At 64.4% G+C, this 12,594-nt stretch carries 11 protein-coding genes; 8 read left to right on the forward strand and 3 right to left on the reverse strand.

Annotation, left to right across the window (positions count from 1 at the left end):
• Window positions 1-5: 5 nt before the first annotated feature.
• A complete protein-coding gene (locus C84B14_RS16630) occupies window positions 6-860 on the reverse strand; it encodes a glycine/sarcosine N-methyltransferase (RefSeq protein WP_353225784.1) in 855 nt (284 codons plus the stop codon).
• A 234-nt stretch (window positions 861-1,094) separates the two neighbouring features.
• Here C84B14_RS16630 and C84B14_RS16635 point away from each other — a divergent pair, with 234 nt between their 5' ends.
• The 4 genes from C84B14_RS16635 to pdeM all read left to right on the forward strand — a co-directional run bounded on the left by C84B14_RS16635 (window position 1,095) and on the right by pdeM (window position 6,362).
• Complete coding sequence (locus C84B14_RS16635) at window positions 1,095-2,726, forward strand: ATP-dependent DNA ligase (protein ID WP_353225786.1); 1,632 nt, start codon at window positions 1,095-1,097, stop codon at window positions 2,724-2,726.
• Window positions 2,727-2,751: 25 nt separating this feature from the next.
• Window positions 2,752-3,057, forward strand: coding sequence for a YbaN family protein (locus C84B14_RS16640; RefSeq protein WP_353225788.1), 306 nt, complete (start codon window positions 2,752-2,754; stop codon window positions 3,055-3,057).
• Entirely contained in the window at window positions 3,058-5,532 is a 2,475-nt protein-coding gene (locus tag C84B14_RS16645; protein ID WP_353225790.1) for a ligase-associated DNA damage response DEXH box helicase, read from the forward strand.
• Window positions 5,533-5,678: 146 nt separating this feature from the next.
• Window positions 5,679-6,362 carry a ligase-associated DNA damage response endonuclease PdeM gene (gene pdeM, locus C84B14_RS16650; RefSeq protein WP_353225792.1) on the forward strand — a complete coding sequence of 228 codons (684 nt, stop codon included), beginning with the start codon at window positions 5,679-5,681 and terminating at the stop codon, window positions 6,360-6,362.
• 28 nt (window positions 6,363-6,390) lie between these two features.
• On the opposite strand, the gene C84B14_RS16655 is transcribed toward pdeM, so the two are convergent.
• Window positions 6,391-7,074, reverse strand: a complete 684-nt coding sequence (locus tag C84B14_RS16655) for a DUF2057 family protein (protein ID WP_353225794.1) — start codon at window positions 7,072-7,074, stop codon at window positions 6,391-6,393.
• A gap of 174 nt (window positions 7,075-7,248) precedes the next feature.
• Between C84B14_RS16655 and djlA the strand changes: the two genes are divergently transcribed.
• The gene (gene djlA, locus C84B14_RS16660) at window positions 7,249-8,046 is read left to right on the forward strand and encodes a co-chaperone DjlA (RefSeq protein WP_348766255.1); all 798 of its coding nucleotides are present in this window, start codon (window positions 7,249-7,251) and stop codon (window positions 8,044-8,046) included.
• A 27-nt stretch (window positions 8,047-8,073) separates the two neighbouring features.
• Here the strand turns inward: djlA and C84B14_RS16665 are convergent, their stop codons facing one another.
• Window positions 8,074-8,967, reverse strand: a complete 894-nt coding sequence (locus C84B14_RS16665) for a LysR substrate-binding domain-containing protein (protein WP_353225796.1) — start codon at window positions 8,965-8,967, stop codon at window positions 8,074-8,076.
• Between the two features lie 196 nt (window positions 8,968-9,163).
• Here C84B14_RS16665 and wrbA point away from each other — a divergent pair, with 196 nt between their 5' ends.
• From wrbA to C84B14_RS16680, 3 genes are all read left to right on the forward strand, one after another.
• On the forward strand, window positions 9,164-9,766 hold the full coding sequence (gene wrbA, locus C84B14_RS16670; protein WP_353225798.1) for an NAD(P)H:quinone oxidoreductase: 603 nt from the start codon (window positions 9,164-9,166) through the stop codon (window positions 9,764-9,766).
• Window positions 9,767-9,808: 42 nt separating this feature from the next.
• On the forward strand, window positions 9,809-10,405 hold the full coding sequence (locus C84B14_RS16675; protein WP_353225800.1) for a nitroreductase family protein: 597 nt from the start codon (window positions 9,809-9,811) through the stop codon (window positions 10,403-10,405).
• 113 nt (window positions 10,406-10,518) lie between these two features.
• Window positions 10,519-12,522: a BCCT family transporter gene (locus C84B14_RS16680; protein WP_348766259.1), complete on the forward strand. Its 2,004-nt coding sequence runs from the start codon at window positions 10,519-10,521 to the stop codon at window positions 12,520-12,522.
• Window positions 12,523-12,594: the final 72 nt, after the last annotated feature.

Raw genomic sequence — 12,594 nt, forward strand, 5'->3', positions numbered from 1 at the left:
GCTCCTTACGAGTTGTACGCTTCGCGATCCGGGTCGGCTTCCCGATAGGATTTCTCGGCGACATGGATGAAGAAGTCCGGCTCGTTTTCCTGGTAGCTGCTCTGGAAGTCGCCGTAGGTGGTCACCGATTGGAAGCCCACCTCGCGCATCAGCGCTTGTACATAGGCCTTGCGCAACGGGAACATGTTGAGGTGATAGACCTCGTCGCCCGGAAAGGTATAGCGAAAACGCGCCAGGCCGTCGTCGACATGCTCGGGCGCGGCCGAGACATCCGCGCCGCAGTAGTAGTACTTGTGACCGGGCGTGGCCTGGCCATCGAGCAGGGCGTCGTAGTTGCGCTGGTCAAGGATCAGGATGCCGTCATGCTTGAGCATGGCGTAGAACTCGGCGAGGGTACGTCGGCGGTCGTGTTCGTTGAAGATATGGGTGAAGGAGTTGCCCAGGCAGATGATCGCGTCGTAACGTCCCACCACGTCGCGCGATAACCAGCGCCAGTCGCTGTGCACCGTGGACAGGATCATGCCGCGCTGGCGTGCGTTTTCGAAGGCCTTGGCGAGCATCTGCGGGCTGCCGTCGATACTGGCGACCTCGAAGCCGGCCTTGAGTAGTTGTACGGAATGAAAACCGGTGCCGGTGGCCGCATCGATCACGGATTGGCAGCCGTACCGCTTGAGCACATCGATGAAGAAATGGCCTTCACTGGCGGCACGACCATCCCAGTCGATGAGATCGTCCCAGCGTTCCACGAAATCGTGGACGTATTCGTACTGGTAGTGGCCGGTTTCGCGTACGTCGGTCGGCGCCGCGCCGAAATCCTGGGTGCGCTGGAATAGAGGGTTGTCGCGAGTGGCTTCTTTCATACACGAAAGTCCCCGTCACGGTGCCGCCGGTATACGGCGTCTCGCCGCAATCTTTTCAAATGGAGTGACTACGTTATGCAACCCGCGCGCCACACCTCAACCGCTGAGGGCCAAGTCTTTGATGCGACAGCAAAGACGTTCTTGCGCCCGTGATGACCAGCCGATGACGCGCCCTGTCAGTGGTTGGCGTTGCACCCGGACCGTGCGGCGGCGCGCCGTGGCCGGGCGCTAGCCATGCGTCGATTCACCGCGCTGTACACGCGTCTGGATGCCAGTACCGCGACCAACGACAAGATCGCCGCCATGCGCGACTACTTCGCGTCCGCCCCTGCGGCGGATGCGGCCTGGGCCGTGTCGTTTCTGTGCGGCCGGCGTATCAAGCGGCTGATTCCCTCCGCCCGGCTGCGCGAATGGACGGCCGAGGCGATCGACATGCCGCTCTGGCTGGTCGAGGAAAGCTATTCGGCGGTCGGCGATCTGGCCGAAACCGTCACCCTGCTGCTCGATGAAATCGAAACCGGTGATGCCGGCCTGGATATCGCCCTGCACGACTGGGTAGAGCAACGCATTCTGCCGTTGCGCGATCTGGAAGACGACGAGCGCAAGGCCCGAATCATCGGCTTCTGGCGCGAGCTGCCCACCGATGCGCGCTTCACGCTCAACAAGCTGCTCACCGGCGCGTTTCGCGTGGGCGTGTCGCGGCGGCTGGTCACCCGGGCACTGGCCGAAACGGCCGCTATCGAGCCCGCACGGATCGCCCATCGACTGATGGGTCGCTGGCAGCCCACGCCGCAGTTCTTCGAACGCCTGATCGACCCCGAAGATCGCGGCGAGGACGCTGCCCAGCCGTACCCGTTCTTCCTGGCCTCGCCGATCGAACAGGCGCCGATCGAAGCGATGGCCGATCTGGGCGCGCGCAGCGACTGGCATGCGGAATGGAAATGGGACGGCATACGCGCCCAGCTCATCCGTCGCCAGGGCCAATGTCATATCTGGTCGCGCGGCGAAGACCTCATGGAAGGGCGTTTTCCCGAGCTCGAAGCGGCCGCGGCCGATCTGCCCGATGGCTGTGTGCTCGACGGCGAGATTCTGGCCTGGGCCGAGGGCGAGCCGCGGCCGCTGCCGTTTGCGCGCCTGCAGCGGCGTATCGGCCGGCTCAAGCCGTCGGCGAAGATGCAGGCCAAGCATCCGGTGCGCTTTCTGGCCTACGACCTGATGGAATACGACGGCACCGATATTCGCGAGTCGTCGATCGAAGACCGCCGCGCGAAGCTGGCCTCGTTGATCGACGGGCTCGATACCGATGCCCGGATCGCGGTGTCCGCCAACGTCGAATCCACCGGCTGGGACGAACTCGCCGCCCTGCGCGAGCGCAGCCGCGAATTCGCCACCGAAGGCTTCGTGCTCAAGCGCGCACACTCGCCGTATCGGGTGGGGCGCACCCGCGGCGACTGGTGGAAATGGAAGGTCGACCCGTATTCCATCGATGCCGTGCTGCTCTATGCCCAGCCCGGCAGCGGTCGGCGCTCGAACCTGCTCACCGACTACACCTTCGCGGTCTGGGACGGCGACAATCTGGTGCCCTTCGCAAAAGCCTATTCCGGGCTCACCGACGAAGAGATCGGCCAGGTCGATCACTGGATCCGCCGCAATACGCGCGAGCGCTTCGGCCCGGTACGCTCGGTCGAGCCCACCCACGTATTCGAATTGCACTTCGAGGGCATTCAGGCGTCCAACCGCCACAAGTCCGGCATTGCCGTACGCTTTCCGCGTATCGCGCGCTGGCGACACGACAAGCGTATCGAAGACGCCGACACGCTCGACGGCGTGAAGGCGCTGCTACCCATCGAGGAACGTATCGAATGAGCTGTGCAACTCCGCGGCGGGTGTCATGACCGCACCGCAATCGCCGAATCAGTCGTCCGAGCCCGAACCCACGCGAATTCGCTTTGCGGACATGACCTGGCGCGACTATGTGCGTATCGGTCTGGGCGTGTTCTTCTTTCTTTTGGGGATCGCCGGGCTGGTGCTGCCGATTCTGCAGGGCGTGCTGTTTCTGATTATCTCGGCGATTCTTTTGGCGCCGTATTCGATCTGGGTCCAGAAACAGCTGCGCCGCTTCGAGCGTCGCTTTCCCTGGGTCGCCGAACAGGCGCGGGCCGTGGCCGCACGCTGGAACCCCGGCAAGCGCGGCTGAATGGGGCCGGCCGAGGCGCGCATCGAGGGCTGGTTCGCCGCCCGCGACTGGCAGATATTCGATTTCCAGCGCGAGGCCTGGGCAGCCTATGCTGGCGGCGAGTCGGGCCTGATCCATGCACCGACCGGCACCGGCAAGACCCTGGCGGCCTGGTTCGCCGCACTCGGCGACTGGCTGGCCCGAAGCGACGATCCGAGCGCGACGCCGGGCCTGACCTTGCTATGGATTACGCCGCTGCGCGCGCTGGCGGCCGATACCACGGCGCATCTGGCCGCAAGCGCGGCCGAACTGGGCCTGAACTGGACCGTCGAGCAGCGCACCGGCGATACCAAAAGCCATATCAAGGCCCGCCAGCGCAAGAAGCTGCCGAGTGCGCTGGTCACCACGCCGGAGAGTCTGGCGCTGCTGCTCTCCTATGCCAACCACGAAACGCTGTTCGGCCAGCTCGACGGCGTGGTGGTCGACGAATGGCACGAACTGTTGTCCACCAAACGCGGCGTACAGCTCGAGCTGGCGCTGGCACGGCTGCGCAGCCTGCGTCCGAATCTGCGCACCTGGGGGCTGTCGGCGACGCTGGCCAATATCGACGAGGCCGCAGATGCCCTCACCGGCGGCCGCCCCGCGCGCGAAATCCGTGGCCTGGTCCCGGCCGAAACCCGTATCGACGCGCTCATTCCGGCCACGATCGAACGTTTCCCCTGGGCCGGGCATCTGGGCACACGCCTGGTCGAGCCGGTGATCGAAGCCCTGGAAGCCGCCGAAACCACGCTGCTGTTCACCAATACCCGCTCCCAGGCCGAGCTGTGGCACCAGGCGCTGCTGCGTGCCCGCCCGGACTGGCTGGAACGCATCGCCCTGCATCACGGCTCGCTCGATCGCGGCCTGCGAGAACAGGTCGAGGCGATGATCGCCGACGGGCGCCTGGCCTGCGTGGTGGCCACTTCAAGCCTCGATCTCGGGGTGGATTTCTCGCCGGTCGATCAGGTCATCCAGATCGGCAGCCCCAAGGGCGTGGCCCGGCTGCTGCAGCGGGCCGGGCGTTCCGGCCATCGCCCGGGCGCGGCCAGCCGTATTCTGTGTGTGCCCACCCATGCCTTCGAACTGGTCGAGATCGCCGCCGCGAGACGCAAGGCGCTGGCCGGCGATATTGAAGCGCGCACGCCGCTGACCGGCGCGCTCGACGTGTTGTCCCAGCATATCGTGACCCGTGCACTGGGCAGCACGCGCGAGGGCGGGGCGGATGAACACGCGCTGCTCGACGAAGTACGCAGCAGCCGGGCCTATCGCGATCTATCCGATATCGAATGGCAATGGACGCTGGATTTCGTCACCCGCGGCGGCGCGGCGCTGTCGGCCTATCCCGAGTTTCAGCGCGTCGAGCGCATCGACGGCCGACTGCAGGTAACGGATCGGCGTATCGCCCGTCGTCATCGCATGACCATGGGTACGATCACCTCGGATGCGGCCATGAGCGTGCGCTTCATGAAAGGCGGGCGTCTGGGCACGGTCGAAGAGCGCTTCATCGCCCAGCTCAAGCCGGGCGACGTGTTTTTGTTTTCCGGACGCCTGCTGGAGTTGGTGCGCGTACGCGAACTCACCGCCTACGTGAAAGCGGCCACGCGCAAGAACCGGCAGGTGCCGCGCTGGGCCGGCGGGCGCATGGCAATCTCCGGCACCCTGGCCGATGCCATCCGTAGCCTGCTGGAAGCCGCCCGCGACAACGATTATCGCGAGCCGGAGCTGGCCGCGATCCGCGATCTGCTGGAAATCCAGCGTCGCTGGTCGGCGTTGCCGGCCGCCGACGAGCTGCTCATCGAACACGTCACCAGCCGCGAAGGCCGGCACTGGTTCTTCTATCCGTTTGCCGGCCGGCTGGCGCATGAAGGTCTGTCCGCGCTGGTGGCCTGGCGACTCGCGCGTATTCACAAGGCCTCGTTCCGGTTTTCGGTCAACGATTACGGCTTCGAACTCGTCACCCGCAACAAGGTCGATTTCAGCCAGGCCGAGCTGCGCGCCGCACTCTCGCCCGACAATCTGGTCGAGGACCTGCTGGCCTGCCTGAACGCGGCCGAGCTGTCCAAGCGCGCGTTTCGCGATATCGCCCGTATCGCCGGCCTGGTGTTTTCCGGCTACCCGGGCGCGCACAAGAGCGCGCGTCAGGTACAGGCCTCCAGCGGGCTGGTCTTCGATGTGCTCACCCGCTACGACGCGGGCAATCTGCTGCTCGATCAGGCCCGGCGCGAAGTGCTGGAACGCGAGCTGGAGTTCAATCGGGTGTCTGCCGCTCTTGAACGCATCGCGGATCAGTCGCTGTGCGTGGCCAACCCGCCGCGGCTTACGCCGCTGGGTTTTCCGCTCTGGGTCGAGCGGGTGGCCAGCCAGGTGTCGAACGAATCCTGGCGCGACCGGGTCGAGCGCATGACCGTGCAACTGGAAAAAGCCGCGGATAAGCCGACGAAAGCGGTGCGCAAATGAACGCAAGACGTGCAAATGCGAAGACGGATAGGAAAGCGCTGAAAGCCGGACCCAACTTCTGCGGGCCGTTCGCAGACAAGCTGCTCGCTTGAGCGCAGCCGATATCATGGCTTCTTTCGCCGGTATTTGCGGACTGTTGAAACGCCATGTCGCTAAGCGCTGAACGCCCGCGCGTAAACCATCAGGTCGAGCTGGAACTGGCCGGGGAGCGGCTGTGTCTGCGCGGCGATCACAGCCTGTACTGGCCGGCCCGTTCGACCCTGTTCGTGGCCGATACCCATTTCGGCAAGGCCGGCGTATTCCGCAAGCAGGGCCTGGGCGTGCCCAGCGGCACGACCGATACGGATCTGGCGCGACTGGGCAGGGCCCTTGCCGAAACGCAGGCAAAGCGGCTGATCGTGCTGGGCGATTTCGTACATGCGCCGCCTGCCGCGGATACCCCATGGCTGGCCCGCTTTGCCGCCTGGCGCGAGCAGCATGCGCAGGTGGAGATGATCGTGACCCGCGGCAACCACGACCGCGGTGAGCGCCTGCCTATCGACTGCGACGTGCGCTGGCATGCCGGCAGCCTGTTCGAGTCGCCTTTCGTGCTACGCCACGAACCCGAGGCAGATGGGCGCGGGCCGGTGCTCGCCGGCCACGTGCACCCGGTGGTTCATCTGGGCGCGGGCCGCGAACGGCTGCGCGCGCCCGTGTTCTGGCGCCATGCCGACGGCTTGATGCTGCCGGCGTTCTGCAGCTTTGCCGGCGGCCAGCGTATTTCGCCGGCCGCGGGCGAGCGCGTTTTCGTGCTGGGCGATGGCGATGTGGTCGAGGCAGCCATCGGATAATCGCCGCCGTTCGAGTTGCCCAGGCCCATTACTGCGCGCTTTGCTTGCGCCAGGCCTCGAAGCGATCGCGCTCGGCCTGGCTGGCGGTGTTCCACCAATATTTGAGCATCTGCAGCGACTGCGGCGGCGCGTTCTCCGGCGCCGGCTGCGGCGCGTCCGCGCTGGCGGCCGGGGTCTTGCCCACGGGGGCGAAGACGGTATTGCCGCGGCGGATGGTTTCGATTTCCGGTTCGGCCACGGCTACGTCGCCGCTGACGGTATCGCCGCTGGCGCGGTTTTCGATGGTCAGGGTCGGATTGGCGGCAAAGGCTTCACCGGCGCTGGGCGTGGCCGGCCGGTCGCCGGTGACCGCGTACTGGCTGTTCGCGCGGGCGGTAAAGCTGACGGTGATCGGCTCCGAGAGCACGCGGGCGTAGTCGTCGGTGCGATCCTCGTTGTTCTGGATCAGATCGAAGTAACGTAAAACGAGTTCGTGCTCGCCGGGCGCAAGCCGCAGGGTCTGGTCGCGACCGTCGAAGGTATAGAAGTTTTCGCGCAGCACGGTGCCGTCGATCGCCTGCACCTGGAACTGGTAGGGGACGAACAGTTCGGCGCTGGCCGCGCCCGGCTGCGTGCCGGTATCGAGCTGGCGTACCCCGGCACAGCCGGCCACTGCCATCAGCGCGACCATCAGGCCGGTGCCAAGAATGAAACGAATAGCGAAACGCGACATGACAGGTCCCCGGCGCTCGTGAATGCAATGGCTGATCGATGCCGCAGTCTGCGGCCGATGCACACCTTGTGCCGTCAATGTGACATTGCGATGACAAATACATGACGACAAGGGCCGCCGCGTTCGGCCGGTGCGCCTGAGCACATTACGTGCGCTGCAGGTAGAATCACGCCCATGCTTATCGCAATGATCATCGGCGCCGTCATCGGCGGCGCCATACTGGGTTTTCCTGGCGTGTTGCTGGGCGGCGTTCTGGGTTTTGCCGGCGCGCAGATGCTGGCGATGACCCTGCTCAAGGGCGCGCTGGGCACCATACGCGCCCAGTTTCTGGATTCCACGTTCGCGGTCATGGGCGCGCTGTGCAAGGCCGATGGCCAGGTCACCCGCGACGAGATTCGCGTGGCCGAGGATCTGTTCGCCAAGCTGCGGCTCAACGACGAGCAGAAGGCGCAGGCACGGGCCTCGTTCAATCGCGGCAAGGCCGACGATTTCGACCTCGACGGCGAGGTCGCACGCTTTCGCAAGGTCGCGCGCGGCCAGCGTGCGCTGCACCAGATGTTTCTGCAGGTGCAGATTGCCGCGATCGCGGCCGACGGCAAGGTCAGCAACGCCGAGCACGACATGCTCATGCGCGTGGCCCGTGCGCTGGGCCTGTCGGAAATGGAAATCCGCCAGCTCGAGGCGATGCTCTCCGGCGGCGGGCCCGGTCGCGCCTCCGGCGACGGCATGGGCTCGAAAGCGGGCGTGGATCCGAAGGAGCAGATCGAACAGGCCTATGCCGTGCTCGGCGTGGATTCCTCGGCCAGCGATAGCGAAGTCAAGAAAGCCTATCGCCGCCAGATGAGCCAGAACCATCCGGACAAGCTCGCTGCCAAGGGCATGCCCGAGAGCATGCGCGAGATGGCCGAGGAGAAAACGCGCGAGATCGGCGCGGCCTACGAGCGTATCTGCGAAGCGCGCGGCATCAACTGATCGACGGCGGCAGGCGGCCAGTCGCGGCTAACGCGCAATCGAAAGCCGATCGATGAACCACTTCAGTGCGCGCCCGCCGGCGGTGCTTTTCCATAGCAGATAGCACGGGTGCGGCTCGCGCGGGATCGCCAGTTCGCAGGCGACCAGCCGGCCATCGCGCAGCCGCTCGCTTACCCAGCCGCTCGGGCAGTGGCCCACGCCGAGCCCCTGTTCGATCGCGTCTATCTTGCTGTGCATGCTGGCGACGGTCAGCCGGGGCTGGCCGTCCAGCAGGCCGGCGCTGCGCGGCGTGAGCGTACGAGCGCTGTCCGCAACCACTACGGCCCGGTGAATACGCAGCGCATCGTCCGCGAGTGGCTGTGTGTGACCGGCGAGTGGATGATCGGGCGCACAGCAAAACACGAAGTCCACAGCCTTGAACGGCGCACGCTGGATGCCGGTCTTGGTCGGCGGATCGGCCACGCCAATGGCGAGATCGACGCGGTCTTCGATGAGCGCCTCCCAGGTGCCGCCGAGGATTTCCTCGCGAATGCGAACATCGATCGCCGGATGGGCGCGATGGAAGTCGGCCAGCGCCGGCCAGAGTTCAGCGGGGGCAATGAGGCCGTTGAGAGCGATGCGCAGCTCCGGCTCCCAGTTGTCGGCCAGCCGCTGCGCGGCAGCGCCCAGTTCGCGGCTGGCGGTGAGGATACGACGGCCTTCCTCGAGCAGAAGCCGTCCGGCCGGCGTGAGTACGGCGCGATGCCCGCTTCTATCGAACACGGCGAGGCCAAGATCTGTTTCAAGCTGGCTGATGGTGTAGGAGATGGCCGACGGCACCCGATACAGCGATGCGGCCGCTGCCGCAAAGCTGCCGTAGCGGTCGATCGCATCCAGCGTTTCCAGTGCTTCGAGCCGAACAGGCAAACCTTGAGCGCTCACGAAAGACGATATCAGTCAGAAAATTTGAATGAGTATGCCAAAAGGCTTCGCTTTCTTCGCGCGCAGCACGGCTTTATGTTGGCTGCAGTCAAGCCGAGTCGTGTACGGGTGGTTGTCAATCGTGACTCGCGCCCGGCGACGAGGCCGGTGAGCGGCAAGCGATGCCGCATGTACACGACCTAACAAGGAGTTTGTGATGAAAAAGGTACTGGTGCTTTATTACTCGATGTATGGCCATATCGAGACGCTGGCCAACGCGGTCGTGGAGGGCGCCAAGAGCGTCGACGGCGTCGAGGTCACGCTCAAGCGCGTGCCCGAGACCATGAGCGACGATGCGCTGGAAGCCGCGGGCGCCAAGATGGATCAATCGGCGCCGGTGGCCGAGCCGGGCGAAATCGCCGACTACGACGCCATCGTGTTCGGCACGCCTACGCGCTTTGGCAACATGGCCGGCCAGATGCGCACGTTCCTGGACCAGACCGGCGGCCTTTGGGCCAACGGCAAGCTGGTGAACAAGTTCGGCAGTGTATTCACATCGAGCGCCACCGGTGCCGGCAACGAAACCACCATCACCTCGTTCTGGAACACGCTGGCACACCACGGCATGTTGATCGTGCCCGTCGACTATGCGGGTGCACAGGAGCTGTTCGATATTTCCGAACTGCGCGGTGGCTCGCCCTACGGCGCGTCGACCTATGCCGGTGGTGACGGCTCGCGCCAGCCCAGCGACAAGGAACTCTCGATCGCGCGCTATCAGGGCGAAAAGGTAGCCCGACTGGCCACGGCGCTGAGCCTCTGACACAGTCGCGACATACGCCGACACAATCGCAAGGATAGGGGCATGACCAAGAACGCAGCGACCGATCACAGCATCCACAACACGCTTGCCGTGCGCTGGAGCCCCTATGCCTTTAGCGACAAACCGGTGCCCATGCAGGATCTGGCCAGCGTATTCGAGGCCGCCCGCTGGGCACCGTCGTCCTACAACGAGCAGCCCTGGCGCTATATCGTTGGCGTGAAAGGCCAGGACGACACCCATGCACGCATTCTCGAATGCCTGGTCGAAGGCAACCGCGCCTGGGCCCAGAATGCGCCGGTTCTGGCGCTGGGCCTGGTGGTACGTACGTTTACGCGCACCGGTGAGCCGAACAAGGCTGCCGAGCACGACCTGGGCCTAGCTTCGGCCAATATCGCGACCGAGGCCACCACGCGCAAGCTGTTCGTGCATCAGATGATCGGGCTCGATCCGGATGCGGCGCGGATCGCGTTCGACATCCCGAACCATGCCGAGGCCTTCACCGCTCTGGCCATCGGCTACCGCGAGACTTCGAACCACATGAATCAGGCGCTTATCGAGCGCGATACCAAGCCTCGGGAGCGCCGGGCGTTGAGTGAATTCGTGTTTACTGCACGCTTCGGCAATCCCGCTGGATTGTAGGCGCCATCAGTATTTGTGCCCATTCTTGCGAGGCTTTCGTTCTGATTAAGCTGTCGTTAATGAACGACAGTCGTGTTATAGGTATAGGAGGGAATTCACGATTATAGAAGTGCATGAGCGATAGCGATCAACCTACGAAGGCGGGCATCAATCCGCCTGTGTTCTTTCCATCAGTGGCGGTCATCGCCGTACTCGTCGTATTCGGCGCGGTCTTTCCGGACAAGGCCAACGACTTCTTCAGCGGGATGCAGACCTGGCTGATCGATACGTTCGGCTGGCTTTATCTGGGCGCTGTCGGCGTATACCTGGTGTTCTGTATCGTGCTGGCGTTGTCGCGCTTCGGCCAGTTCCGCTTGGGCCCCGACCATAGTGAACCGGACTTCAGCTATGTGTCCTGGTTCGCGATGCTGTTCTCCGCGGGCATGGGCATCGGCCTGATGTTCTACGGCGTGGCCGAACCGGTCATGCACTACACGAACCCGCCGCAAGGTACCGCCGAGACCGCCGAGGCCGCGCGCTCGGCCATGCGCATCACCTTCTTCCACTGGGGTGTGCACGCCTGGGCGATCTATGCGGTCGTGGGTCTGTGTCTGGCCTACTTCAGCTTCCGTCGCGATCTGCCGCTGCGCATGAGCTCGGCGCTCTATCCGCTCATCGGCAAGCGTATCTATGGCCCCATCGGCCATACGATCGACGTGCTGGCGGTCTTTGGCACGCTCTTCGGCGTGGCCACGTCGCTGGGTTTTGGTGCCCAGCAGGTCAACTCCGGTCTGAACTTCCTGTTCGACGTGCCGGAAGGTCTGACCACCCAGATCGTTCTCATCTCCATCATCACTGGCCTGGCCACGACGTCGGTCGTGCTCGGCCTCGATGGCGGCATCCGTCGCGTGTCCGAACTCAACCTGTGGCTGGCGGCTGCCCTGCTGCTGTTCGTGATCGTGATGGGGCCGACGCTGTTCATCTTCCAGTCGTTTATCCAGAACATCGGCAACTACATGTCCTCGGTGGTGGACATGACGTTTAATTCCTGGGTATATACCGGCAACGAAGGAACCCAGAGCTTCATGAGCGGCTGGACGCTGTTCTACTGGGCCTGGTGGATTTCCTGGTCGCCGTTCGTGGGCATGTTCGTTGCGCGCGTTTCGCGTGGCCGCACGATTCGTGAGTTCGTGCTCGGCGTACTGATCGTGCCGGTCGGTGCCACCTTCCTGTGGCTGACCGCCTTCGGCAACGGCGCGCTGCACATGATCATGGTCGACGGCATGAGCACCATCCTCGACGCCGTCGACGAGAACACGTCGACCGCGCTGTTCGTCTTCCTCGAACAGTTCCCGTTCACCTGGCTGACCTCGATTCTCGGCACCCTGCTGGTGGTGACCTTCTTCGTGACCTCGTCCGACTCCGGCTCGCTGGTCATCGATATTCTCACCGCCAAGGATGGCGACGAGCCGCCGGTATGGCAGCGTATCTTCTGGGCCGTGCTGGAAGGCGTGGTGGCCATCGTGCTGCTGGCTGCGGGCGGTATCGGCGCGTTGCAGGCGGCATCGCTGGCGTCTGCGCTGCCGATCACCGTCATGCTGCTGGTGATGGCGTACTGCCTGTACCGGTCGTTGAGTGTCGAGCTGGTCAAGCAGGACAGCCTGCGTCATGCCATGAACACGCCCTCCAACGTTGCCGGCTTCGGCGGCGGCAGCTGGCAGAATCGTCTGCAGACGCTGGTGAGCTCGCCGCGCCGCAAGCAGGTGGACGCTTTCCTGACCAACGTGGTTCAGCCGGCCATGGAGGCCGTGTCGAAGCAGTTCGAGGAAAGCGGCATGAGCACCAAGATCAGCGTCGAGGACGATCGCTGCTATCTGGACGTCGACCACGGCGCCGAGATCGACTTCGTCTACGGCGTGCGTGCGCGTCGCTTCACCGCGCCCACGTTCTACATGGGTGCGCTGACCCGCCGCGAAGAGCAGCAGAAGGCCAAGGAACGCGAGCACTTCCGTGCCGAGGTCTTCCTGCGTGAAGGCGGTCAGCAGTACAACGTCGTGGGCTATACCAAGGATCAGCTCATCGGCGATATCCTCGACCAGTACGAGAAGCATCTGCACTTCCTGTACCTGTTGCGATAAACGCTCGACCGAGCGTATATGGACCCGGCGCTGCCCAGTGCAGCGCCGGGTTTTTTTTAGGTTCATCGCAGA

Origin of the sequence: Salinisphaera sp. C84B14, assembly GCF_040361435.1 — a bacterium.
In the GTDB taxonomy this organism is placed as follows: domain Bacteria; phylum Pseudomonadota; class Gammaproteobacteria; order Nevskiales; family Salinisphaeraceae; genus Salinisphaera.

Bases quoted from the DNA above. Each gene is read 5' to 3' on its own strand.
- C84B14_RS16630 (WP_353225784.1), bottom strand. From the start codon at position 860: ATGAAAGAAGCCACTCGCGACAACCCTCTATTCCAGCGCACCCAGGAT.
- C84B14_RS16635 (WP_353225786.1), top strand. From the start codon at position 1,095: ATGCGTCGATTCACCGCGCTGTACACGCGTCTGGATGCCAGTACCGCG.
- C84B14_RS16640 (WP_353225788.1), top strand. From the start codon at position 2,752: ATGACCGCACCGCAATCGCCGAATCAGTCGTCCGAGCCCGAACCCACG.
- C84B14_RS16645 (WP_353225790.1), top strand. From the start codon at position 3,058: ATGGGGCCGGCCGAGGCGCGCATCGAGGGCTGGTTCGCCGCCCGCGAC.
- pdeM (WP_353225792.1), top strand. From the start codon at position 5,679: ATGTCGCTAAGCGCTGAACGCCCGCGCGTAAACCATCAGGTCGAGCTG.
- C84B14_RS16655 (WP_353225794.1), bottom strand. From the start codon at position 7,074: ATGTCGCGTTTCGCTATTCGTTTCATTCTTGGCACCGGCCTGATGGTC.
- djlA (WP_348766255.1), top strand. From the start codon at position 7,249: ATGCTTATCGCAATGATCATCGGCGCCGTCATCGGCGGCGCCATACTG.
- wrbA (WP_353225798.1), top strand. From the start codon at position 9,164: ATGAAAAAGGTACTGGTGCTTTATTACTCGATGTATGGCCATATCGAG.
- C84B14_RS16675 (WP_353225800.1), top strand. From the start codon at position 9,809: ATGACCAAGAACGCAGCGACCGATCACAGCATCCACAACACGCTTGCC.
- C84B14_RS16680 (WP_348766259.1), top strand. From the start codon at position 10,519: ATGAGCGATAGCGATCAACCTACGAAGGCGGGCATCAATCCGCCTGTG.